Raw genomic sequence first — 25,074 nt, forward strand, 5'->3', positions numbered from 1 at the left:
GTTAAAATGAACATGACAGAGAAGATCCTCGCAGAGGCAGCAGGACTCAGGGAGGTCACACCCGGCGAGATAATAGAGGCAAGGGTTGACCTCGCCATGACCCATGACGGCACCTCACCCCCCACCATCAGGACCTTCAGGGATATAGCCTCAAGGGGAGGCCCCGCTAGGGTCTGGGACCCCGAGAGGATAGTCATGGTATTTGATCACAACGTACCAGCCAACACAATAGGTGCCGCGGAGTTCCAGAGGGTCACAAGGGAATTCGCCAGGGAACAGGGTATAGTGAACATATTCCAGAACGCAGCAGGTATATGCCACCAGGTTCTGCCTGAGAGGGGATTTGTAAGACCTGGAATGGTCATTGTTGGGGCGGACTCCCACACCTGCACCTATGGAGCCTTCGGAGCCTTCGCAACAGGCATGGGGGCGACTGACATGGCCATGGTCTTTGCAACAGGCAAAACCTGGTTCATGGTACCTGAGGCAATGAGAATCGAGGTTACAGGTGAACCTGAGGGCCACGTGTATGCAAAGGACGTCATACTCCACATTATAGGCGAGATCGGTGTTGATGGTGCAACCTACCGTTCCGTGGAATTCACAGGAGACACCATAGAGAGCATGGATGTCTCCGGGAGGATGACCATCTGCAACATGGCCGTGGAGATGGGTGCAAAGAACGGTATAATGGAGCCCAACCGGCAGACCCTTGACTATGTGAGGTCAAGGACAGGCAGTGAATTCAGGGTTTACAGTTCAGATGAGGACAGCCAGTACCTGGAGGATCACCACTTCGATGTCTCAGACCTTGAACCCCAGGTGGCCTGTCCAGATGATGTTGACAACGTCTACCCTGTCCACAGGGTTGAGGGAACCCACATAGACGAGGCCTTCCTGGGTTCATGCACCAACGGCCGGTACGAGGACCTGAAAATCGCCGCAGAGGTTATAGGCGACAGGAGGGTCCATGAGGATGTGAGGTTCATAGTCTCGCCGGCATCAAGGGAGATCTACCTTAAGGCACTGGAGGATGGTATAATAGAGACCTTCATCAGGGCAGGGGCGATAGTCTGCAACCCTGGCTGCGGCCCGTGCCTGGGGGCCCATATGGGAGTCCTTGCCCCAGGGGAGGTCAGCATAGCAACAACCAACAGAAACTTCAGGGGAAGGATGGGTGACCCTGCATCCAGCGTCTACCTGGCCAACCCGGCAGTCGTTGCAGAATCCGCCATTGAAGGGGTAATAAGCGCCCCTCAACAGGAGGCAGGAAATGGATGTTAATGTCATGGAGGAGATTGAACGTATTGAGAGGCTCATAGGGAAACTCTCAAACACCCAGAAGATACTGCTCTCAACAGACGGCTCGGTAACAAGGATACTTGACGTTCTGCGGGGAACAGTGACCATAAGGACCCTCAAACAGGAATTCATACCCTGCAACCAGGAAATAGCAGATAAGCTCAACATCTCCATGGGAGACCCTGTGAACTACAGGGTTGTTGTCATAGGAAACAGGGAGCCCCTCATACATGCAGTATCATACATCCCCCTCTCAAGGCTCGACGATGGGTTCAGGGAGGATCTCATAAGGGCCGATGTACCCATAGGGAGGATCCTGAAGAAGCATAACATAGAGTCAAGGAGGGAGATAGAGGTCCTTGACATTGAGAACCCGAACCCCCAGCTGAGGGAGATCTTCGGGACAGACTCCCCGATGCTCACAAGGACCTACAATATCATCCATGAAGGTGAGGTTCTCATAAGGATAAAGGAGACCTTCCCCTTCGAATGGTTCAGGGAGGAGTTTTAGAGATTCACCGGGTGTTCATATGGGAGTTAAACTCAGGGATGTTGTATCACCCCGCAGGATACGCCTTGAGGACCTTAGGGGAAGAACAGTTGCAGTCGATGCAGCCAACACACTCTACCAGTTCCTATCAAGCATAAGGCAGAGGGATGGAACACCCCTCATGGATTCCAGGGGTAGAGTAACATCACACCTCAGCGGCATACTCTACAGGACGGCCGCGGTCATGGAGATGGAGATAAGGGTCATATATGTCTTCGATGGAAGGTCCCATCACCTCAAGGGCGAGACCGTGAGCAGGAGGGCTGATATCCGGAAGAAATCTGAGGTTGAGTGGAAGAGGGCCCTTGAGGAGGGGGACATTGACAGGGCGAGAAAATATGCTGTAAGGTCCGCAAGGATGTCCTCAGAAATACTGGAGAGTTCAAAGAGGCTCCTGGAACTTCTGGGAATACCCTATGTACAGGCACCCGGTGAGGGGGAGGCTCAGGCATCATACATGGTTAAGATGGGCGATGCATGGGCCGTGGCATCCCAGGACTATGACTGTCTCCTTTTCGGCGCCCCAAGGGTTGTAAGGAACCTCACCCTCAGCGGAAAACTTGAGGACCCCGAGATCATTGAACTGGAGTCCACCCTCAGGGAACTCTCAATCAGCCACACACAGCTCGTGGATATGGCACTACTCGTCGGGACTGACTTCAATGAGGGTGTAAAGGGGATAGGCGCAAGGAGGGGACTCAAACTCATCAGGGAGAAGGGCGACATTTTCAACGTCATCAGGGACCTTGAAGCTGACATAGGTGGCGACCCCCAGGTCCTCAGGGGGATATTTCTGGAGCCAGAGGTTTCAGAGGACTATGAGATCAGGTGGAGAAAACCTGACGTGGAAGGTGTTATCGAGTTCCTTTGCACTGAACACGGCTTTTCAGAGGACCGTGTGAGGGCGGCGCTTAAAAAATTTGAGGGTGCATCCTCCACCCAGAAGAGCCTGGAGGACTGGTTCTGAAAGCATTAATTTTTATGAAGCACCCCACTTCATGACCTCATCGAGGCCTGGTTCATCAAGGAATCCCCTTTTTCTGCAGAATTCAGTGAGCCGCCTGTAGGAGGGGTGGGCTGAGAGTGTCCGGCTATCCCCTATTATTATGAGCTTGCGTCGGGCACGGGTGAGTGAAACGTTTAGACGCCTTAAATCCTTCAGAAACCCTATACTGCCATTCCTATTGCTTCTGACCATTGAGATTATTATAACATCCTTCTCACGTCCCTGGAATCCGTCAACACTGTTCACCTCGACATCTATCATGGATGAGATGAGGTCCACCTGGTCATCGTAGGGGGTTATTATACCGATCTCCTCAGGTTTAACACCCATCCTCATGAGTGAACGGGAGATTATAACTGCAAGGTCCGCTTCAAGGGGGTTCTGTATTGAGGTTGAACCCTTTAGCCTGCGCTCACAGCCATCCAGTCCTGAAGTGTCAATGAAGAGGACGGGGTCGGGATCTGCGAGTTTCTGGCAGATATCTGAGTCAGGGACATCCTCGATGATATCCCTGATGGATATACCCTCAAGGGATGGATGGGCCCTTATCCTCCCATCATAGAATTCACGGTTGGGGAACTCCATTATGGCCGGGTGCATGCGGTACTGGCACTTCAGCATCCTGGACCTGCCCGGGTGGCGTTCGATAAGTTCTTCAAAGAGTGTCCTCTCAAGTTCGGATGCATCTCTGCTGAGTATTGTGGGTGGAAGCTGCCTGTGATCCCCTGCCAGTATGAATCTTGGTGCCCTTGCAAGGGGTATGAGTATGCTTGGTATTGTGGCCTGGGATGCTTCATCGACGATGGCGACATCGAACCTTAAGCCATCTATGTACTCGAGGGCTGCAGATGAGTTGGTTGAAAGGACAACCTGGCTCTCCCGGAGTATCCTGTCAGCGATTCTCATCTCTGCCTCCTGAAGCTTACTGTGGAGGTCATCTATCCTCTGGTTTGTCTCTATCCAGCGGGCCATTGAGATCATGACGTTGGGTGAGATGCCCCTTGCACCCCTCCTCTTTGTGGCGTTGATGAGTATCTGGGTGTCACTGAGGCCCCTCCTGATCTGTGGGGTGGGTTTCTGGTGCCTCTCACGTTCCTCTATGAGTTCATCGATCTTCTCCTGGTATTCCTGGACTTTCCTGTATTCAGGGTGGTTTTCAATTTTATAGGCAAGGGTCTCCATCAGGTTTTCCCTTGAAACCCTCTGGGGGTGTCCCAGGCGGACGCATTTAACATGACCTGCAATTCCCTCAAGGAGGTTATCAACTGCTGCGTTGCTCTCGGCGGTTACAAGGACCCGGCTGCCCCTCATGACCTCCTGCCTTATTAGCTCATGGAGGGTGCGGGTTTTACCGGTTCCAAAGGGGCCGTGTATGAGAAAAAAATCCTCTGATCCAAGGGCCATCCTGATGGCATCCCTCTGTGATTCGTTGAGTTCCGGGTCCACAGCCTGGAAATCAAGCCCATCAACCCCATCTGAAGGTTTTTCTGTACCACAGAGGAAACCCAGGACCCTGAGAACGTTTCTGGTTGGGGATTTGAGGTTGTCAATCATTCTCTGAAAGGTCACATCATTGGCATAGAGGTCTATCCTCACATTTTTGAGGGCCCATCCAGGAACATGTTCAAGGGCAACAACCAGGAATCTCTTACCCTTCATTGCAACGGTACCTGTCAGGTCGCTCCTGAGGGGGTTTCCCCTACTTATAAGGACGAGGTCACCCACGGATATCTGGGTGTCTATGGGGTCACGTCTTCCGTACTTGACAAGGTGAAATCCCAGCTCCCTCCCGGTTATCTTACCGTTCAATCCATTCACAGCCCTTCCAGCCCTCTCGCGCTGTCGGGGGGAAAGCCTCCTTATCTCATTCATCATGGCGCTTATTTCGGCTTCCCTCTCCATTTCAACAAGTCTTATGAGCCTCTTTATATATGATTTCAGCCTGCTGATTCTCTCACCCTCTCCGGATCTTTATAGACTCTCAGAAGATCATATGCTGAAGGGGTACCATGTCCATTCTGGATTTCAGGGATTTTAGTCCAGGATCCTCTATCAGAATGGCGGGTACTCCCCGAAGAACTCCCGGGCATATCTTCTCGCGGTTTCAACCTGCACAGGATACCTGCCTTCAAGGCGAAGTTCAAGTTCTTCCCTGGTTTCCGAGGATGCAACCGTCCTGAGGAATTCCACATAGACATCAAGACTCCTGTCTGATCCACCATCCAGACATGGCATCTCAACTGTGAGACAGATATCATCACGTTTGAAGAGCTTCTTACGTATATGTGGAGACACCGATCCTATAAGCACACCCTCTTCAAGTTCTATGAGTGGAGGAACACCCTCAGATGACTTCCTTGACGGATCTGTGAGCTTATCATAGTTTTCCCTGCGGTAGCAGTGGGCCTCAAGGTAGGTTGATGGCCGGTACTTCTCTATGAGTCTGAGTATCTCCCTCCCCTGGGGGCTCCTGTAGTAGTCAGGGTTGAGGGTGCTGATGTAGGGAGTGGGGTTGCAGCTGTATATTATCAGCCTGCCATTATCTATGTCATTGAAACCCAGTCTTCTGAGGGCCCTTATGGTGGTGAGACCCTCCCTTCCATGCACACCACCCACAAATAACCTTACAGGGCCATCCCCCTTATCTATCAACCTGAAAAATCCCAATATGGTCACCTGCAGATAGATCAGGTTCCTTCTTCCCAGTTTTCAAGGTAGAGTCTCTGTTTTTCTGTGAGTTCATCGATCTCAATGCCCATGGCATCGAGTTTCATCCGGGCAACCATCAGGTCTATCTCATCGGGTGCCCGGTAGACTCCAGGGTCTGGTTTCTCCTGGAGGAGGTGTCTTGCTGATAGTGCCTGCATTGCAAAGCTCATATCCATTATCTCTGCAGGATGACCCTGGCCACGCTCGGATGCAAGGTTCACAAGCCTGCCCTCAGCCAGAAGGTATATTTTACGTCCATCAGGCATTATGAACACTTCGATGTCCTCCTTAACCTTTCCTGTCTCCCTTGAGAGCTCTTCAAGGGCCTCCCGGTTTATCTCAACGTTGAAGTGGCCGGAGTTCGCCATGACACAGCCATCCTTCATGTTCATGAATTCGGATTCAGAAACCACGTCTGTGTTCCCGGTGGCTGTTATGAGTATATCGGCCTCCTTAACAGCATCTGAAACCTTCATAACCCTGAAACCATCCATACGTGCTTCAAGAGCTCTTATGGGATCCACTTCGGTCACTATTACACTGGCTCCAAGTCCCTCAGCCCTCATGGCTATACCGCGACCGCACCACCCGTATCCGCAGACCACGACGGTCTTCCCGGCTATCAGCATGTTGGTGGTCCCCATTATGGAGTCAAAGGTTGACTGTCCGGTACCGTAGCGGTTGTCAAAGAGGTACTTGGTGTAGGCGTCGTTCACCGCCATCACAGGGAATTTGAGGGCTCCGTCGGCTGCCATTGCCCTCAACCGGTTTATACCAGTGGTTGTCTCTTCACAGGCACCTATTATCCCATCAAGGAGCTCCGGCCTCTCCCGGTGGACAAGGAATATCATGTCTGCACCATCGTCTATGAGGATTTCAGGTTCATGGTCCAGGACGCGGTGTATGTTCTCATAGTATTCCTCGTTTGTCTCCCCACGCCACCCGTAAATGTTGAGTCCCATCTTCGCCCCCGCGGCTGTGGCGTCGTCCTGGGTTGATAGGGGGTTGCATCCGGTCATGGCGACCTCTGCACCGCCTGCCTGGAGTGTGAGACCAAGGTTTATGGTCTTTGGTTCGAGGTGAAGGCATGATCCTATGGTAACTCCTTTGAATGGTTTCTCCTCTGAGAAGTCACTTTTTATCCTTTCAAGTACAGGCATGTGTTCCTGAACCCATCTGATCTTTTTTTCGCCCTGAGGGGCTAGTGAAATATCTTTAACTTTATATGGCATTGCATCACCCGGTTAACATCTTGGAGTTCCTTGTCTGTAGATAATAGGTTGTGGGTCATCACTTAAAAATAGTTAATGGACTTTTCTGGGATGCTAATGTCAGACCATCACAGCACATCCTGTTGACCACCCTCAGAGACCATTAATGTTGGTAAATTTAGGAGAGTTTTAGCTTCATTACCATATTTTGCCATTGTTTTCATGGATTCGGATGTTCAGGACTATTATAAGCATTAGGGCCTCTGGGTTGGTATAGTTATTGGTCGCCGGAGCATGATTCCCATCTGATTATAATGAAATCGAGAAAAATCTAGACAGTGGATACCCATATCATGATTTTGATGATAAGAACCATCTCGTCATCGAGGCAAAGCATCATCCACCCCAATCTGACCAATCCCACTCTATGCACTAACACGTGTAATAACAGTTAACGGGAAAAAATAGAAAAATCCTATAACGTGGAATCCCACTGCTTCTTCTGATTACAGTTCCAGACCAGCCAAATGAGATTTCTACAGAAATAAAAAAATTTATTGAGGAGTTAGTGGTACTGGACCTGCTCCTCTACGCCGCCCTTTGGTTTTACTTTCTCCATGGCCTCAAGGAAGTACTTCATTGAGACCTCCTCGGCGTCCATGTTATCCCTGAGGGTCAGCATGGCGGCTTCTCTGCATACAGCCTCAATGTCTGCACCGACGTATCCCTCACTCTTGGCTGCAAGTTTTTCAAGATCAACGTCATCTGCAAGGGGCATGTCCTTTGTGTGGACCCTGAATATTGCGAGCCTTGCCTCCTTATCTGGATCCTCAACCTTGACGTGCCTGTCGAATCTTCCAGGCCTGAGGAGTGCGGGGTCGAGGATGTCGGGCCTGTTTGTCGCGGCTATAACCGCCACATCCTGCAGCTCTTCAAGTCCATCGATCTCTGTGAGCAGCTGGTTGACCACCCTCTGGGTTACGCCGGAGTCGGCGGTGCTTCCACTCCTCACTGAGGCTATTGAGTCTATCTCATCGAAGAATATCACTGTGGGAGCTGTCTGACGTGCTTTTCTGAAAACTTCACGCACACCCTTCTCTGATTCACCGACCCACTTTGACAGGAGCTCCGGACCCTTAACCGCTATGAAGTTTGCCTGGCTCTCATTGGCAACGGCCTTCGCCAGGAGTGTTTTACCGGTACCCGGTGATCCGTGCAGGAGAATACCCTTAGGTGGTCTTATTCCGAACTTCTTGAATCTGTCGGGGTACTTGAGGGGCCACTCAACAGCCTCCCTCAGCTCCTGCTTTGCGCCCTCCAGGCCTCCTATGTCTTCCCATGAAACATTGGGGACCTGTACCAGGACCTCCCTGAGGGCTGATGGCTGTATCTCCTTGAGGGCGTCCTTGAAGTCGGCCCTTGTTACCACCATCTTCTTGAGGACCTCCTTGGGTATCTCCTCATCAGCCTTTATCTCAGGGAGCACCCTCCTCAGGACCCTCATGGCGGATTCCTTACAGAGTGACTCAAGGTCTGCACCCACAAATCCATGGGTTATCTCTGCCAGTTCATCGAGGTCAACGTCATCTGCAAGGGGCATCCCCCTGGTGTGTATCTGGAGTATTTCCTTCCTTTCCTCCCTGTCAGGGACTCCTATCTCGATTTCCCTGTCAAACCGGCCCGGCCTTCTGAGTGCAGGGTCAAGGGCGTCGGGTCTGTTGGTTGCACCTATGACAACAACCTGGCCCCTGCTCTTGAGGCCGTCCATCAGGGTGAGGAGCTGGGCAACGATCCTCCTTTCAACCTCTCCACTCACGTCTTCCCTTTTGGGTGCTATGGCGTCTATCTCATCGATGAATATGATTGATGGAGCGTTCTCTTCTGCTTCCTCGAAGAATTCCCTGAGCCTCTCCTCGGATCCCCCGACGTATTTGCTCATTATCTCGGGTCCGTTGATGGCTATGAAGTGGGCGTCGCTCTCGTTGGCAACGGCCTTCGCCAGTAGCGTTTTACCCGTCCCCGGTGGTCCGTGCATGAGGACACCCTTTGGTGGTGTTATTCCAAGCCTTTCGAAGAGTTCCGGTCTCTTGAGGGGGATCTCTATCATTTCCCGGACCTTTTTGACCTCCTCCTTGAGGCCCCCGATGTCCTCGTAGGTGACGTCAACGAGGTTCTTGACGCCCTCGAGTTTGCTGACGTCCACGGGTTTTTGCTGCATCTCGACCTGTGTTGAGGGTGTTACACGCACAACACCTGCGGGACTTGTTGATACGACGGCCAGTTTGATCTCTCCGAGGGGTGATATGTCCATGAAGTCCCTGAAGAACTCGTCGAAGAGTCCGCCGCCGGATATATGCTGTCTGATACCTGATACTATTATGTCTCCCTTAACAAGTACCCTGTTGAGGAATGCTGATCTTATGTCCCCCCTTATTATGACCTCCTGGTCCACTGGGGCCAGAACGACCTTCTGGGCGTCCTTAACGTCGGCCCTTCTGACTGTCACCTCTTCGCCTATGGATGCGCCGGCGTTTTTACGGAGGTATCCATCTATCCTTATTATTCCGAGTCCTATGTCGGACTGTGATGATACTACAGTTGCAGCTGTCAGTTTTTTGCCCTCTATTTCAATTATGTCTCCATCTGAAAGACCCAGTTTTTCCATGCATGCAGGGTCCACACGGGCTATTCCCCTCCCGACGTCCTGCTGGGCCAGGGCCTCTGCAACCTTTAATTTTATCTCTTTTTTTGTCATACAACCCACCTCTTTATGATTATTATTATGATTTCGGTTGATATTTAATTTAACGGAATATTTTAGTAAATTTAGGTTACTATAATACATGTACGGGTAATCATATATAAATGTTTCGGTAAAGTTTATATACTATTAGATGGATTTTGTGCGATGTGGTATTAAACAGAGTTACACAGAAAGGGTCAGGATCACCTTATTGAGGCACCGATACCCCTCAGAACACCCAGAATCTCCTCATAACACTCCCTGTCAAACACCCTCACTCTGAGGGTTAAGCTGAAATGATCAGGGGGTATCTGGGGCCCACGGTAAAGGTCAACAATTTTCACATCAACCACACACTCAAGCAGACCAATCAGGTGTGCTATGACCTCTGGATCCACGGAATCAGAAAAAACAGCAGATACATCATAGACCCTCAGATCAAGGTTTTCAACCTTCCAGCGGCGGAGTTCCTCCTCTGACAGCACCCTGATATTGGAGATCTTGAACTTCATGACCCTCTTACCGGACCTCAGCATGGCATAGTCAGGTGTAACAGACTCAAGTACACCAACATGCACCCTGCCTGAATAGATGTGCTTGATGCCAATCTCCTGACCAACAGAGTTCCTCAGCACAATCAGTTCCTGATTAAGTGCCTCTATGGCCTTATCTGATCTTCCAAGTGATGCCTCCACATCATCTATGTTCTTGGCTGCAAGGCCCATCCCTGCCACAAAGTCATCCATCCGCCCATCCCTCAGCATCTCGTTTAGCCTGGTAGCAGTTCTCAGGAAACAATCACGCATCTCCTGCCCGTAGGTGTTGTGGGTCTGGATCGAATAGGCAAGGTAGGGGTTCTGGGCCACTATCCTGGCTATCGTATCTATCATAAGGTTGTAGATTGGGCTTGCAAACTTACGGGACTCCCTTATGTCAACACCCTCAGCCTCCAGTGTGGCTGCTATGCTTATGTAGGCGAAGTGTGTGAGGACCTGAACAACACTCATCATACGGTCATGGGTGGATGGGTCGGTGACTATCACACGGGCCTTTCTCTCCTCAAGGAACCGGATCACATCATCAAGCCAGGGGTTATCCCCGGAGGGTGTTAGGACGACGACCTGCCCCTCAAGGGATGATACACGGGGTCCAAACATTGGATGGGCCGGGATGTAGTGGGCGCCCCTGGCTATGAACCTCTCCATGACCCTGGCCGGCTCCTCCTTGACTGAGGTCACATCCATGAGGAGTCCACCCTCCCTTACATGGGGCGCAACCTCCCTGAGGACATCCGAGGTCACCTCTATCGGGACGGATACAACCACAACATCGGCCAGTGAGGCAGCCCTCACATTGTCACGGCAGTACTCCGCACCTATCCTTCCGGCGGCTGATCTGCCAGTATCAGGGTCCCTCCCGGTGATTATGACCCTGAGGCCCTCCTTCCTCAGGAACCTGGCTATCCAGTATCCAAGTCCACGGGTACCCCCTATGATGCTGATAATCATCTTACCTACCGTTTCATTATCCATGACATCAAGTACTCACAGCCTATCCACATCATTTCTGAAGGCCTTAACAGCTATGTAACCTCCGATACTTCCAAGGAGGAGGCTGATGGCACATACAATCAAGAATCCCACTGACAGACTGAACACATCAGGTCCAACAAGTCCAGCGATTCTTCCAGGCATCTCTGGCCCGAATATCATCCCGGAGGCAAAGCTGAGAACAGCAAGTAGGAGGGATGCGGTACCCCCCTCCCCTGCGCTTCTCCTATCTGGCCTTGTGAGGTAGGTTGCCAGAAAGCCGGTGAAGGTGTAAACAAACAGTCCATCGATGAAGAAGAGCATCACAAACCCGGCGATTATACTGAGGAAGATTGCAGTTCCAGATCCATAGTCACCCATCACATTACACTCCGAAGCCTTCCATGAGAATACTCCTAGTTTTATAATAGCATTCTTATATATTATCATTAACTCCGCCAATGATTTTTCAGGGTGAATCCATGAGGATAGTTGAAGAGGATGAGAAGAACGGTGTCATTGAACTCGTACCCGAAACCCTTGATGATCTCTGGCACCTCTCACACATAATAGAGGAGGGAGACCTCCTATCAGCCAGGACCACGAGGAGGATACAGGATACCAGTGGAGAGAAGATAAGAAGTGACAGGGGAGTTAAAAAGACATTTTACCTTGGGATAAGGGTGGAAACTGTCAGCTTCCACATCTACACCGGTAGACTGAGGGCCACCGGCGTTATAGAGAGAGGCCCTGAGGACCTTGTACCCATGGGCTCCCACCACACCCTTGAGGTAAAACTCAACACACCCCTGAGGATCCAGAAGGAGCACTGGAGCAGATGGACACTTAAGAGGCTCAGGATGGCTGTAAGGGCATCAAAGAATCTGAAGGCAATCATACTTGTAATGGAGGATGATGTCGCTGAACTGGGCCTCATAAGACAGTACGGGGTGGAGTACAGGGGCCCCATAACAGGCCACATTCCTGGTAAGAGAATACAGCAGAGGGACCGGGGTAAACTGAGGCGGGAATTCTATGAGAGCATCGTGGAGTCACTCCAGAAGCATGGAGACCTTGAGACAATCATAATAGCGGGACCAGGCTTTTACAAGTCAGATTTCTATGACTACCTCATGGAGAGGTATCCTGAAATCGCAAAGAAGGCGGTACTTGAGAACACCGGAACCGGGGGGCGCGCAGGCATATCCGAGGTCCTTAGGAAGGGGACGGTTGAAAGGGTATCATCAGAGAAGAGGATAGCCTCTGAGATAAGGAACGTTAACGAGTTCCTTGAGAAGCTGGCCAGGGACCCTGACTCCGTTGTCTATGGTAAGGTTGAGGTTATGGATGCCATTAACATGGGGGCCGTTGAGAAGCTCCTGGTACTGGACAGGGTTGTTAGCAGGGAGGACATTGAGGGCTACCTCGACATGGTTGAGAGCATGGGCGGTTCCGTGGTACTCATAAGCAGTGAACACGAGGGCGGAAAGCAGCTGGAATCACTGGGAGGCCTGGCAGGGATTCTAAGATTCAAGATCCAGTGACTTCATGGGGATTCAGAATGTTCAGGAGACTTGAGGATCGATGCAGGGGATGTGGAAACTGCCGCGAACTGAAATGCAGTGAAAACTGCACTGGCTGCAGGGCATGCCTCCTTGTATGTCCTGAGGACGCGATCCTGCCAGGGGAGCCTGAACCTAAAGAATATACGGTAGCAGTGAATGGGAGGGAGGTCAGATCAGGAGGCACAGTTGGAGATGCCCTGGAGGGGGCGGGCCTTAGAAGGACTATGATTCCGGCTGAGGGGGATGTATTCTCACCCTGCGGGTCCGGGGCCTGCCTTGCCTGCAGTGTATCCATTGATGGCTGCATCGCACCATCCTGTGTAACACCCCTCTCTGAGGGCATGGTCATAGAGACGGCACCGGAACCTCCACTCAGGTATGTGAGCAGCTTTGGTCCCCACACAGCCGGTGGAGTTGGAACTCCATTTTCTGAGAAGACAGGGGCTCCCGTTGAGGTGGTGTGCTTCACCCATGGCTGCAACCTGAGATGTCCCCAGTGTCAGAACAGTCAGGTTGCATTCACATCAGAGGGAAACCTGCTTGACCCCCATGAAACAGCAGGGATCCTCATGGGCCTTGAATCCATCTACAGGACCGGCACTGTCACCATATCTGGCGGTGAATGCACCCTCAACAGGACATGGCTCTCCACAACCATCAGGGCAATCAGAGAACTTAAAGGGGATGTTAACGTCCATGTTGACACCAACGGAACCATTCTTACCCCTGAATATCTGGATGAACTCCTGGATTCAGGAATGAACCGTATAGGGATTGACCTCAAGGGCCTCAGGCCTGAGACCTTCATGGAGATATCAGGACTGCATGATGAGAAAACCGCCAGGGTTTACCTTGATAATTCATGGAATGCATTCAGGTACCTTTCAGAGAACCACCGGGACATCTTCATGGGTCTGGGGGTGCCCTACAGCAGGTCACTCATATCCATAGATGAGCTCTCAGCCATGGCCTCAAGGATATCATCCATAAACAGGGACGTTCAGGTAACCGTCCTGGATTACAGACCCGAATTCAGGCGCAGGGATATTGAGAGACCATCTGAGGATGAGATGATGAGGGTGAAGGATGTGATGATTGATGAGGGCCTAAGGAACGTTGTGGTCCAGACATCAGCGGGTTTCAGGTGATCTGGAATGGATGCGCTATTCATAATGCATGCTTCACAGGATCCCGGGTCCATAATGGCGGCTGCATTCACTGTAGCTGCACTGACACCTCTCATGGCGGCTCTCATATCACGTATGAGGGATTCGAACCTCTACACTGATGTGAGGGGAGGAACACCACGGGGCACGGGTCTGGTGCCCTGGATTGTACTCTCTGTCTTCATGCCAGAGCCCCTGAGGTCACCTGTTGTCATCATGGGCCTCCTGGCCTTCATCGATGACCTCTCAGGAAGGAGAAGGATCCGTGACCTTCCAGTTGAGTGGGGTCAGCTCTCAAGGGGCCTTGGTATCATAGCGGTCACCATCCTCACATACCCCATCATGGGACCGGCCGCCCTCCTGGTGGCCCTCATGATACAGCCCCTTAACATTGCAGATATGCAGCCTGGTGTTGCATGCAGCCTGACAGTAATCATGTCCCTCCTGGCAGCAGCCATCGCATTCGCGGCTGGTTCAGACATCTACCTACCCCTCCTGGTACTGGCTGTATGCGCTGCCTACTCCCCCCTGGATTACCTGGGAAGGATAATGATGGGTGAGGTCGGAAACCACAGCTTTGCAGTGGCCCTGGGACTTGCATTCTACGTCGCCGGAGGCCCATGGTCAGTTCTCATGCTCTTTCTCACAGCCCCCCTCGTCACAGCCATCCTCAGGAGGGGGAACCTCACAGGGTTCCTTGAGGAGAAAATCGGAATTGAAAACCCAACCTTCGGCGACCTCTACATGGATGTAATGACTGGCGGAGGCCTGGGGGATCTTCTGAGGAGAATTTTACTTGGAAGAAGAAGTTTCAGGGTTGATAACCCGGTTTTAATCGCAGTGGGTGTGAGGAGGCTTCTCTTCAATCCGTATGCATCTCATGGATCAGAAAATCGGTGATTTAACCATCAGCTAAGTCGCCTTGACTTTATTATGGATACTATAAGTGCGAGGGCTATCAGAAAACTCACAGCAAAACCGAATATCCCGAGGAAGGGGAACCTCTCGAGTATGAGGGCCTCCCGGGGGATCGTGACCAGCGATGAACCTATTATGAGTGCCGATACGAGCATGGCAAGTGATATCCTGTTGGTTGACCGTTCAATCCGCACCGATATCTCGTCAAGGTTTCGGTGTTCCAGTTCCATCTTCAATTTACCCTCCTCCAGCTTCTGGAGGGCGCTTATCAGGCCACGGGGGAGATCATTCATTATGTGCTCCAGTTCAATGATGGCCGCCGGCACCTCATCAAGGTTCCTCAGGGGGTTGAGCCGGTTTCTTATCAGTTTATGGGTCATCTCCCATGCAACCTCAAGGCCATTGAACCTTGGATCAAGCCTCTCACCCAGGTCCTCCGCCATGCTCATGACCCTTGCAAGCAGCACGAAGTCACGGGGTATCCTTATCCTGTGCCTCCTTATCATACCAGGCATTGTGAACTCTGTGAGTATCTCCCCCACCTTCCTGACATCGGCACCATAGTAGCGGTCAAGGAGGTCTATTATGTCATACTTGACCTCCTCAAGGTCTGTCTCCTCTGTCAGGATGTTCATGTACCTCAGCTGGTTAACTATACCGTTAACATCATAGTTCATAAGGAGTATGAAAAGCTCTGCCAGTCTGTCCCTGAATGAACGATCAAGATGTCCCATCATCCCGAAATCGAGGAAACAGAGGACATTTCCCTTCTGGACGAGAATATTGCCGGGGTGGGGGTCCGCATGGAAGAACCCGTGTATGAATATCTGTTTAAAGTAACACCTGGCACCCCTCTCGGCTATCACCCGTGCATTGAATTTTATATCTGACTTTAAAATGTCTGTGAGCTTAACACCGTCCACATACTCCATGGTGAGTACCTTGCCTGTTGAGTACTCCCTGTAAACGTAGGGCGCGTAAACGGTCTCATCATCCATGAACATTGCACGGAATCTCTCCACATTGTTGGCTTCCTGGTGGTAGTCCAGTTCCTTTCTGATGGCCCTTTCGAATTCAGCCACTATCCCTGGCAGGTTGTAGTACCTCAAACCGGGGACCCTGTCATTGGCAAGCTTTGCAAGGTACTTCATCAGCATTATGTCGCTCTTCACGGTGTCGGCTATGCCCGGGCGCTGGACCTTCACAGCAACAGCATCACCATTCCTTAGACGAGCCCTGTGGACCTGTCCTATTGATGCCGATGCAACCGGTTCCTCCTGAAATTCAGCGAAAACTTCCTCCATGGGAACTCCGAGTTCAGATTCCAGGACCCTCTTCACATCCTCAAAGGGGAACGGTGGAGCCTCGTCCTGAAGCTTGGCCAGCTCCTCAGCCACCTCCCTACCCACAAGGTCTGCCCTTGTGCTCAGGACCTGCCCCAGTTTTATGAAGGTTGTTCCAAGTTCCTCAAGAACCAGCCTGAGACGTACATGGGCGGGTTCATGTACCTCCTCAGGGCTCTTTATATATAGTTTAAGGGTCTCGAAGAGCCTGTTTTTAAGGCCAACCGCCTCAAGGATATTCCCGAAGTGGTACTTGGTCATGACCCTTATGATCTCCCTGAGGCGACCCATGTCCGGCCTGTTATTATAGGGGCCTATGTTCATATTAATCACTTATTTAATGTATAATATTTAAATCTACTTTAAGACGATGTTTTTGCACTGAAATTTTTTCACAGATCATGTTTATGGAGCTGGTGATGATAATGAAGGCGCTTTTCACGGTAACAGGTCGCGGAATGGGAGGAGACGCCATAACAGCCCTTAATATAGCAGGCGCACTTGAAAGGAGAGGATTTGAATGCGAATTCGCACTTGACCACAGCGCACCGGGGATACTCTTCAGGAAGAGGGGCATTGAATGGCACCGCGTGAGGATACCCCAGGCAGGTGGCCATGCAGCAAGCAAAACTAAACTCCTCTCTGCAGCACTCAGGACCACCAGGGCAATCTATGAGACCTGGAGGCTCATAAGACGCATCAGGCCAGACGTGGTTGTAGGTGTAATAGGGGGAGGAGCCGTTGTGGGGTGCCTGGCAGCAAAGATTGCAGGCGTCCCTGCAGTCGGGATCCTGATAACACCCACCGATGCAAAGGTCTGCACAAGGCTTAACAGGAACGTGGCCCTGCCCGAGTCAAACCTCTTCGGCAGGGACATTGAGGGTGTTGAAAGTGTATACTCACCAATAAGTCATGATATAACCCTTGGCGACCCCGAAATTGCCTGCAGGAGGATGCCCCCACAGTTTGACCCTGACAGACCGACCATAGTCCTTTCATCGGGATCATCCCTCTTTAAGGCGATGGCTGAGGCCGCAGCGAGGCTGGCAGATTCAGGCATGGAGGCGAACATTACGGTGCTGGGCCACCCCCTGAGGGAAGAGTATCTCAAGATAATCGACCATGAGGGAATAATAAACCTGGGCTACATTGACTGGGTGAAGGACCTCTACAGCATCGCTGACCTTGCTGTACTCTCGGATGATGGTGTGATGGTCCATGAGGCCATCGCACTGGGGGTCCCTGTTGTGGCACTGAGGGGTGTCAAGTATGGAAGGTACCACAATATGGGGGCTGTATTCAGGGGCGCGGTCCTTGAGGCTGACCCTGAGGATATCGTGGAGGCTGTTTCAGCAGCACTTGAGAGGTCAGATGAGCTCCGGAGGGCTGCCAGAAAGTACAGTGGGGACGTGATGGGGGCTGCAGATAGAATTGCGGAGATCATAGAGGAGGAGGCATGCCGCAGACAGTAACCTTCAGGGTGCCATTGACTGCTTCAGTACCTTGAAAGGAACCTCATGAGCTTATATATGGAATCCGTGGAGGGGTGGGTCTCAACGAAGCCCTCAAACTCATACATGGACACACCGAGCCTCATCAGGAGGGAGAGGTAGGGCATGATGAGCCTTGCACCGGGCGCAACCGAGTATATGCCTGAAGGGCTGCCATCATCAAGGAGTCTGACCTTGCTGATCCCTGTTTTACCATCATTAACACCCCAGAATGACCCCGGTCCTGCAAGGCCGGGTATGACGGCTTCTCTCCCATCCTCACCAGGAATATCCACGAATCCGACATCGTATCTGAGGGAGATTGAGTAGGGGAGGTAACGGTAATCAACCCGCCTCTCAATACCTGCGGCGTTGAGCCCCGCCACCACACCCTCCATCCTTGCAACGGGTGTTGTTCCATGGCCCCCTGTAACATCACCGGCGGCATATACATTCTCACGTGAGGTCTCCATACGGTCATTCACCTTAACTCCTCCACGGGGTCCCAGTTCAAGGAAACCCTTCAGGAAATCCGAATTTGGTCTGAGGCCCGTTGCAAGCATTGGGAGGCCCTCTATGTAGCCTCCAGAAGTCTGAACACCGGATCCATCTATTTCTGTGGTTGATGTATCCTCCAGTATTCTGACATCGCTGAGGACCTTTTCTGAAACATAGTCCCTTATCAGGGGGTCCAGTTTACTGAGAAAACCGCTTCTTGATACTACCGTGACCTCTGATCCGAAGGAAGAGAATATGCCTGCAAATTCAGCTGCTATAACCCCACCACCGATTATAACGAGCTTATCAGGGATTCCGTCGAGGTCGAGGATGTCCCGGTATGTTATGGCTTTGCTGGCGCCTTCAATGGGGGGTATGAGGGGAGATGCTCCGGTTGCGATTATGAGTCTGTCATAGTCCAGCTCCTCCCCCTCAACGAGGAGCCTATCATCCTCAAACTCCGCCACCCCGTAAAGTATTTCAATACCGGCATCCAGGGTCTCCCTCTCGGTGACATGCCTTATACGTTCAAGGGTCCTCTTCACACCCCCTGCTATGCGGCGGTAGTCTGCTGAGCATTCAACATCCAGCACCCCAAGATCACTGAGTTGCCGGGCCTCCTCAAGGAACCTTGCAACGTCATTGAGGCCACATACAACCATACAGCCCTCGTTCAGGCATGTCCCACCAATCAGTTTCTTTTCAACAAGCATTACGTCCATGTCGAGGGCTGCGAGCTCCATTGCAGCGGCCCTTCCAGCTGGCCCTCCCCCTATCACAACACATCGCATATCAGACACCATGGTATTAATTCAATGGCATTGTTTCCCACAAATCTTTATATGTGACGGATCTTTATCTAAACATTAGTGTATTCTGACTTTAATCCTATTAATTTGGAGAGGGTTATTGAATGTGTATTGCAGCACCTGCTCAGATTATTGAAATTGATAGTGAGGATAACATTGCCACCGTTGACTTCGGTGGTGTGAGGCAACAGGTCAAACTTGACCTTGTGGATGATGTTGAGGAGGGCAAGTATGTTCTTGTTCACTCAGGCTACGCCATTGAGGTGATGTCTGATGAGGCGGCAAGGGAGTCCCTTGAAGCTTGGGATGAACTTCTGAAGGCCCTCGAAGAGGAGGACAACCTGGAGCTGTGATCAACAGAGCCATTCCATTTATTTTTCTTTGATTGGTTTCGGAAAAGCCGAAAATAAAGAATTTAAGAAAAATAGGGTTTTTTCATTTTTCACGTGGTATACCATGATTTCTGCGGATTCCTATCTGTGATTTCTGATGTGGGTATGTCTATCATGAATATTATAGGGGGATAATATCCCCAGTATCCATTGTATGTCCTCATGATGCTATCCTCTATAGCTTAAAGGCCTGGGATCCCACTGGCTCCACTCACTCTTATGAAGACTATGTTGTTTGGGATAGTCCACCTCTCATCATTTATACGGTTTTAAGCTTTGATTTTCATGTTTCACGCAGGCGCTTGCCTTATTATCATAGTGCTATACAGAAGACACATTAGAGCAACCACCATGAAACCAATCATTGTAGTTGTAAATATACTTTCTTCAAGAGGAACCTTTGAGGTTAAAGAAATTAACAAACCCAAAAAATTGAACCCCACTGTAACTAAAACACTAATTAAAAGTTTTTCGGGCGATTTTCTAATATTAATATGAACGTAAGTTCCTTTTCCTTTCATCCAACCCAAAATAGCCTCTATTAAACCTAGTGTCATACCTACAACAAATATATCTAGTAATATTATCCACGAACTTATGGCACTTTTTGGCGGCATCAGTCCAGTACCTTCCATATATCTTGTAAGAGAGATAATGGTAGTTATTATGAATGCTATCAGTAAGCTGATTATAATTGGCTTATTTTCCATTTAGTACCCTCCCGTTATTTAATTTTAAAAAAATAAAATGCAATAGACGTCTTTTTACATGTGTATTTGTCTAGGCATCGTATTCTATATAATGGATCCTGTGGTCTTTCCCGATATAAGCTCTCACTTTTTTGAACGGAGGATGATAAGCAATGTAACACCAGTACTTTTTTGGCACGTATTTATTCCTAACTGAAATGATTATTGTACCTATTGTAACAGGCGCTAGGAATTGCCAGCACTTACCTTTAATGTTCTTCATTTCCTCATCAGTCAGAGTTCTGTTGTCTGTCTGCACATCAGAGGCGGTATCTGTCAGGTTATTTACGGGTTCTGATGAGGTGTTCTCGTTGCTTTGATCTGTTGATTATTTGTTTGATCTGTAGTTCCGTTAACTTGTGTTGGATTATTAGATCATATAACCAGTGTATATCTGCTATAAATCTCAGCGAACTCTTCTATATTCATTTCGATGTTCCCGAGGCTTGGATCTGCGAGTTTGATCGTGTCATTGGTGATTTCATTTATTACGGTGTAGTGTCCCGTGCCGTCTTGATGGTATCTTCTGGTGTCATTGATGTTGTGGTGGGGTCTGCGGAAACTCAAAGGGATTTTGATCTAGCTTTCGATATAACATTGTCTATCATGGATCCTACTGTCATCAGTATTAGGACCATGAAAAAGTATCCAATTAAGGCTATGAAAAAGAGTCCACCATGAGCAGATAGTAGTGTCCAGGTTGATGAAATATTGTGGTGAATCATCGATCTCAGTAATCCTCCCAGTAATCCTATGAATAAAGATACTATGGCTGTTATAATCATGTTAACCTCTTTTTCTTCCATCTTACTGAAATGTGCGATAAAGAATCCTGCCAGGATAACAAAGGACAATGCTAGAGGGAATGCCACTATCAAGGAGATGAGAAGCATTGACAAACCAATTAGCAGGACATATGCCCGTTTCATTTTTCACATACCTCCGAATAGATGTGTTTAGATAATAGAACTGCGTAGTTAAGCACTATCAGGGAGGGTAAGGTAGCCCATAAGCTTTCTGACGTGCTTTTAATTAGAGTGACGTCCATGTATCTTGAATAAAGAATGCCTATGATGTTGATTATGACAAGAGAAATGGCAGCAGTTAACTTGTTTCCCTCACATAATTCTAACAGACCCCCCAGGATCACACCATTAAGGAGGAGATAAATTAGAAATTGAAACTGTCCAGGACCATAGACTCTATAAAAAAGATCACTGAGGGGTAGATTTCCTGAAAATAAAAAGATAATGGTTGAGAGAAAAACAACCCCCAGAGCAATTGAACGGACATAAAATCTCTCTACGACCATTAAAACACCTCAAAGTTCATCTGTCAAGACGATACCTGTGAACCCACCTGTAAGACCTAATATATGCCCTCTTAAATCCAGGATTAACTTTATCACCATACCACTCAGCCCGTAAACTGTCATATACGCTTGGATACCACTCCAGATGAACTGCAAGAACTTACCCTTGATGTTTTGCATCTCTTCGTTGGTCAAAGTTTTACTTTTTGATCGTACGTTGGTTGAATTTACTTCTGTAACATTACCTACAGGTGCTGTTGTGGTTATACCATCATTGCTTTGATCTGTTTGATTATTTGTTTGATCTGTAGTTTTGTTAACTTGTGTTGGTTATTGGGATCCTTTATAACCAGTGTATATCCGCTATAAATCTCAGCGAACTCTTCTATATTCATTTCGATGTTCCCGAGGCTTGGATCTGCGAGTTTGATGGTGTCATTGGTGATTTCGTTTATTACGGTGTAGTGTCCCGTGCCGTCATTGATGGTATAGGCGATCATGTTTTCTTTGAGTTCAGATATGTTTAGTTTCATGCCGGTTGCGTTCACTCCCTTGGCCCTGGCGGCTTCCAGGAGGCCCTGCATGGTGGTCCCGTCCTCGGTTGTCCCGGCAAGGCCTGCGAGTTCATCCTCTGTGGTGTTCACTCCGAGTCTCTGGAGGACGGTGGCGAGTGCTGCGGGTCCGCAGGTGTAGTTCCTTGTCTGGAGGACCACACCCTCAGAATCCACTGTAACATTATGGGTCAGTGCACCCGTTACATCATCCCCCTGTGCTTCAAGGACTGTAAAGTTGTCTGCGCAGGCCGTGTCGTCCAGTGTGGAGTTTTCTGCAGCGGCTGAAGAGTTAACAGACACCGCGAGGAGGAGCACAGCCAGCAACAGGACATAAAAACCTCTCACCCTGGACACCTCCATTAACTTATAATAATTCTATACAAAAAACTCATATATATATTACGGATCAGCAATGACTTATTACGTTGGTTGAAGGCAGTAGGGTGCTGGGATTAAAAAATCACGCATACTTTAAAAATGGATAAAATGTCTGAGAGTGTCACGCTTCAAAGCAGTGAGCTGATCAGGGATCATGTTAATCCATGAAATACTTCAGATAATGATATTCCGCCATTTAACCAGATTTCTCATGGATTTTAAGCTAGGCCCTGTTTTTTCTCCACCATCAATGATCTCAGTATATTGAAACCCTCTTAACGCCTTCTATTTTAAGGAAATCCTTGAGCAAGCCTCCCGGTATGGGGGTTTCGGTTATTATTGTGAGCCTGGGTGTTTCATCGAGTTCAGGGTCCCCTGCATGGGCCTGCCTTATACTTATACCCTTATCTGCGATCAGTCTCGCTGCCGCCGCAAGTATCCCGGGGTTCCGGGCGTCGGCCTCTATCTCCACCACACCGAAGTCAAGTTCACCTGCAGCGTCCCGCAGAAGGGCTCCTGCCGGCATCATGCTCTCAAAGATGCCCCTCAGTTTCTCGTCCTCCAGTATGGTATTTGCTGTCGCCCTCACGGTCCTCCGGTCAACCCCCACAGCCCTTGCAAGGGCAACATCGCTTATCTCAACGTCGTCACAGTATATTTTGCCGTTTCTGTCTATTCTGAACCCGAGGTCTATGATCTTCCTGGCCACATACATGCGGGAGGGGTATCCCTCAAATCTGTGCTTTATCTGCTTCCACATACACTTCACCACATTGATGTACATTATTATACAGACAAGATTTAAATAGTACCTCCGTGTATATGTACTTTGTGGATACAGAGGTGATATGCATGTACAGGAGTGAATGTTTTTGGCATTACAGAACTGAAAAACCCGGTAAAGGAAAAGATAGAATTTAAAGAACCCTTTGAACTATTCAAAAGTATTTATTCTGAATACGACTCATCATTCCTTCTGGAGTCAATGGAAAGCGACACGGGCCTTGCAAGATACTCATTCATCGGATTCGAGCCTCGAATGATAATAAGGGCCCGTTCAGGTTTTATAGAAGTTGAACACGAGGGATCAAGGGAGGAGTTTGATACAGAAAACCCCTTTGAATTCCTGAGGCAGTTCACAAGACCCACTGGAAAATCCAGGGGCTTCTGCGGGGGCCTTGTTGGCTACATATCCTATCAGGCTGCAAGGTTCTTTGACAGGATCAACCTCAGCCCCGGAAACTTCCCGGACTTTGAATTCGGACTCTTCCTTGACGGTATCATGTTCAACCACCTCACAGGAGAATGCAGTTACATCAGCCTCAAGGATAACAGACTCCCGGAAATATCAGAACTGCTGCGTGAGGAAACCCCAACAGGGCACCTTAAATACAGGAGCATGGGGACCCTGTTCTCAAGGAGGAGATACCTTGGAATGGTGGAGGAGGCAAGGGAGAGGATAGCTGAGGGCGAAATATTCCAGGCAGTCCTCTCAAATGCCACTGACTACAGGCTCCGTGGTGACAGGCTTGCCCTCTACGAGGCCCTCAGGAGGGTTAACCCATCCCCCTACATGTACCACCTGAAACTTGGCAGCAGGGAGATAACAGGTTCAAGTCCTGAAATGCTCGTCCGTGTGGAGGATAAACAGATTGAAACCTTCCCAATCGCAGGAACCAGGCCAAGGGGGAAAACAACCCATGAGGATGAGAGAATAGCGGCGGAACTGCTGTCAGATGAGAAGGAACTTGCAGAGCACCTCATGCTCGTTGACCTTGCAAGGAACGACCTCGGGAGAATATCTGAGTTTGGCACGGTCCAGGTACCGGAGTACATGACCATAAGGAGGTTCTCCCATGTTCAGCACATCCTCTCCCATGTAACCGGCAGACTCAGGAAGGGTATGGATGCCCTTGATGCCCTTGGCGCGGTCTTCCCGGCGGGTACAGTGAGCGGGGCGCCAAAAATAAGGGCAATGGAGATAATAGAGTCACTTGAGGGGGTGCCGAGGAATGCCTACGCCGGTGCCCTGGGCTATCTCTCACTGAACGGTAACGCAGACTTCGCAATAACCATAAGATCCATGGTCGCTGAGGGGTCATATGGAAGAATACAGGCAGGGGCAGGTATAGTACATGACTCCGTACCTGAGAGGGAATACGTGGAGTGCCAGAACAAGGCCATGGCGGTCCTTAAATCAATGGAACTGGCAGGTGAGGGCTTTGATTCTGATGAACCTCATTTATCGCCAGGAGGTAATGGTCGTGATCCTGATAATTGATAACTATGACTCATTCACCCATAACCTCTACCAGCTTGCAGGGGAGATCCTCAGGGATGATGGGATGGATGAGGAGATAATGGTCCTCAGGAACGATGAGGCCAGGATATCAGATCTTAGGGCCCTGGATCCAGAAAAGATAATCATATCCCCGGGTCCTGGCAATCCTTCAAGGAGGAGTGACTTCGGTGTTTGCATGGATGTGATAGGGGAATTCAGGGACAGGCCCCTCCTGGGGGTATGCCTTGGACACCAGGGCATATTTCACGCCTTTGGCGGAAGGGTTGACCAGGGGGAACCGGTCCATGGAAAGATAGTTGAGGTATTCCATGACGGATCAGAACTCTTCAGGGACGTTCCAAATCCTTTCAGGGCAACCAGGTACCATTCACTCATATGCAGACCCGAAGACACACCCGCCGATATAGAGGTAACTGCTGTGACATCAGATGAAATTATAATGGCCATAAAGCACAGAGAATATCCAGTCTACGGGCTGCAGTTTCACCCGGAGTCAGCCGGAACCCCAAGCGGAAGAACCGTCATTAGAAATTTCCTCAGGATGTGAA

General features: G+C 49.9%; 24 protein-coding genes. 10 read left to right on the top strand and 14 right to left on the bottom strand.

Annotation, left to right across the window (positions count from 1 at the left end):
• Nucleotides 1-6 precede the first annotated feature (6 nt).
• From hacA to fen, 3 genes are read left to right on the top strand one after another with little or no spacing between them, the layout of a single operon-like run.
• Entirely contained in the window at nt 7-1,284 is a 1,278-nt protein-coding gene (hacA, locus tag tca_RS07830; protein WP_048176151.1) for a homoaconitase large subunit, read from the top strand.
• Entirely contained in the window at nt 1,274-1,813 is a 540-nt protein-coding gene (locus tca_RS07835; RefSeq protein WP_048176153.1) for a chorismate pyruvate-lyase family protein, read from the top strand. Before hacA ends, tca_RS07835 begins: the two co-directional genes overlap by 11 nt.
• Nucleotides 1,814-1,832: 19 nt before the next feature.
• Nucleotides 1,833-2,819 carry a flap endonuclease-1 gene (fen, locus tag tca_RS07840; RefSeq protein ID WP_048176154.1) on the top strand — a complete coding sequence of 329 codons (987 nt, stop codon included), beginning with the start codon at nt 1,833-1,835 and terminating at the stop codon, nt 2,817-2,819.
• Nucleotides 2,820-2,831: 12 nt separating this feature from the next.
• On the opposite strand, the gene tca_RS07845 is transcribed toward fen, so the two are convergent.
• From tca_RS07845 to tca_RS07870, 6 genes are all read right to left on the bottom strand, one after another.
• The gene (locus tag tca_RS07845; protein WP_048176155.1) at nt 2,832-4,760 is read right to left on the bottom strand and encodes an IGHMBP2 family helicase; all 1,929 of its coding nucleotides are present in this window, start codon (nt 4,758-4,760) and stop codon (nt 2,832-2,834) included.
• A gap of 150 nt (nt 4,761-4,910) precedes the next feature.
• Nucleotides 4,911-5,534, bottom strand: coding sequence for a DUF2119 domain-containing protein (locus tca_RS07850; RefSeq protein ID WP_333473161.1), 624 nt, complete (start codon nt 5,532-5,534; stop codon nt 4,911-4,913).
• Nucleotides 5,535-5,545: 11 nt separating this feature from the next.
• Entirely contained in the window at nt 5,546-6,799 is a 1,254-nt protein-coding gene (ahcY, locus tag tca_RS07855) for an adenosylhomocysteinase (RefSeq protein WP_048176158.1), read from the bottom strand.
• Between the two features lie 544 nt (nt 6,800-7,343).
• Nucleotides 7,344-9,533 carry a CDC48 family AAA ATPase gene (locus tca_RS07860; RefSeq protein WP_286708804.1) on the bottom strand — a complete coding sequence of 730 codons (2,190 nt, stop codon included), beginning with the start codon at nt 9,531-9,533 and terminating at the stop codon, nt 7,344-7,346.
• 191 nt (nt 9,534-9,724) lie between these two features.
• On the bottom strand, nt 9,725-11,053 hold the full coding sequence (locus tag tca_RS07865) for a prephenate dehydrogenase (RefSeq protein ID WP_048176160.1): 1,329 nt from the start codon (nt 11,051-11,053) through the stop codon (nt 9,725-9,727).
• A 12-nt stretch (nt 11,054-11,065) separates the two neighbouring features.
• Entirely contained in the window at nt 11,066-11,431 is a 366-nt protein-coding gene (locus tca_RS07870) for a hypothetical protein (protein ID WP_231855282.1), read from the bottom strand.
• A gap of 101 nt (nt 11,432-11,532) precedes the next feature.
• On the opposite strand from tca_RS07870, the gene tca_RS07875 reads away from it, so the two are divergent.
• From tca_RS07875 to tca_RS07885, 3 genes are read left to right on the top strand one after another with little or no spacing between them, the layout of a single operon-like run.
• Complete coding sequence (locus tca_RS07875) at nt 11,533-12,594, top strand: mRNA surveillance protein pelota (RefSeq protein WP_048176164.1); 1,062 nt, start codon at nt 11,533-11,535, stop codon at nt 12,592-12,594.
• Nucleotides 12,595-12,611: 17 nt separating this feature from the next.
• Nucleotides 12,612-13,763, top strand: a complete 1,152-nt coding sequence (locus tca_RS07880; RefSeq protein ID WP_048176166.1) for a radical SAM protein — start codon at nt 12,612-12,614, stop codon at nt 13,761-13,763.
• A 6-nt stretch (nt 13,764-13,769) separates the two neighbouring features.
• On the top strand, nt 13,770-14,681 hold the full coding sequence (locus tca_RS07885) for a hypothetical protein (protein WP_231855283.1): 912 nt from the start codon (nt 13,770-13,772) through the stop codon (nt 14,679-14,681).
• 8 nt (nt 14,682-14,689) lie between these two features.
• Here the strand turns inward: tca_RS07885 and tca_RS07890 are convergent, their stop codons facing one another.
• Nucleotides 14,690-16,366 (bottom strand): AarF/ABC1/UbiB kinase family protein, encoded by a 1,677-nt coding sequence (locus tca_RS07890; RefSeq protein WP_048176168.1) that lies wholly within the window; start codon nt 16,364-16,366, stop codon nt 14,690-14,692.
• Nucleotides 16,367-16,467: 101 nt separating this feature from the next.
• Between tca_RS07890 and tca_RS07895 the strand changes: the two genes are divergently transcribed.
• Complete coding sequence (locus tca_RS07895; RefSeq protein WP_048176170.1) at nt 16,468-17,514, top strand: glycosyltransferase; 1,047 nt, start codon at nt 16,468-16,470, stop codon at nt 17,512-17,514.
• Nucleotides 17,515-17,537: 23 nt separating this feature from the next.
• On the opposite strand, the gene tca_RS07900 is transcribed toward tca_RS07895, so the two are convergent.
• Nucleotides 17,538-18,821 (bottom strand): NAD(P)/FAD-dependent oxidoreductase, encoded by a 1,284-nt coding sequence (locus tca_RS07900; protein WP_048176172.1) that lies wholly within the window; start codon nt 18,819-18,821, stop codon nt 17,538-17,540.
• A 122-nt stretch (nt 18,822-18,943) separates the two neighbouring features.
• Between tca_RS07900 and tca_RS07905 the strand changes: the two genes are divergently transcribed.
• The gene (locus tca_RS07905; RefSeq protein ID WP_269899307.1) at nt 18,944-19,192 is read left to right on the top strand and encodes a HypC/HybG/HupF family hydrogenase formation chaperone; all 249 of its coding nucleotides are present in this window, start codon (nt 18,944-18,946) and stop codon (nt 19,190-19,192) included.
• A 329-nt stretch (nt 19,193-19,521) separates the two neighbouring features.
• Here the strand turns inward: tca_RS07905 and tca_RS07910 are convergent, their stop codons facing one another.
• The 6 genes from tca_RS07910 to tca_RS07935 form a co-directional block, all read right to left on the bottom strand.
• The gene (locus tca_RS07910) at nt 19,522-19,941 is read right to left on the bottom strand and encodes a hypothetical protein (protein WP_048176174.1); all 420 of its coding nucleotides are present in this window, start codon (nt 19,939-19,941) and stop codon (nt 19,522-19,524) included.
• 414 nt (nt 19,942-20,355) lie between these two features.
• A complete protein-coding gene (locus tag tca_RS07915) occupies nt 20,356-20,547 on the bottom strand; it encodes a cysteine peptidase family C39 domain-containing protein (protein ID WP_231855284.1) in 192 nt (63 codons plus the stop codon).
• Nucleotides 20,544-20,873, bottom strand: a complete 330-nt coding sequence (locus tag tca_RS07920) for a hypothetical protein (protein WP_231855383.1) — start codon at nt 20,871-20,873, stop codon at nt 20,544-20,546. The genes tca_RS07915 and tca_RS07920 overlap by 4 nt, the downstream gene beginning before the upstream one ends.
• Before the next feature lie 32 nt (nt 20,874-20,905).
• Entirely contained in the window at nt 20,906-21,292 is a 387-nt protein-coding gene (locus tca_RS07925) for a hypothetical protein (protein ID WP_048176182.1), read from the bottom strand.
• 263 nt (nt 21,293-21,555) lie between these two features.
• Entirely contained in the window at nt 21,556-22,191 is a 636-nt protein-coding gene (locus tca_RS07930; RefSeq protein WP_231855285.1) for a C39 family peptidase, read from the bottom strand.
• A 289-nt stretch (nt 22,192-22,480) separates the two neighbouring features.
• A complete protein-coding gene (locus tca_RS07935; RefSeq protein WP_048176185.1) occupies nt 22,481-22,984 on the bottom strand; it encodes an ACT domain-containing protein in 504 nt (167 codons plus the stop codon).
• Between the two features lie 102 nt (nt 22,985-23,086).
• On the opposite strand from tca_RS07935, the gene trpE reads away from it, so the two are divergent.
• Nucleotides 23,087-24,505 (top strand): anthranilate synthase component I, encoded by a 1,419-nt coding sequence (trpE, locus tag tca_RS07940; protein WP_048176186.1) that lies wholly within the window; start codon nt 23,087-23,089, stop codon nt 24,503-24,505.
• Entirely contained in the window at nt 24,483-25,073 is a 591-nt protein-coding gene (locus tag tca_RS07945; RefSeq protein WP_048176188.1) for an aminodeoxychorismate/anthranilate synthase component II, read from the top strand. Before trpE ends, tca_RS07945 begins: the two co-directional genes overlap by 23 nt.
• Nucleotide 25,074: the final 1 nt, after the last annotated feature.

The organism is Methanothermobacter sp. EMTCatA1, assembly GCF_002356395.1.
GTDB classification, from domain to species: domain Archaea; phylum Methanobacteriota; class Methanobacteria; order Methanobacteriales; family Methanothermobacteraceae; genus Methanothermobacter; species Methanothermobacter thermautotrophicus.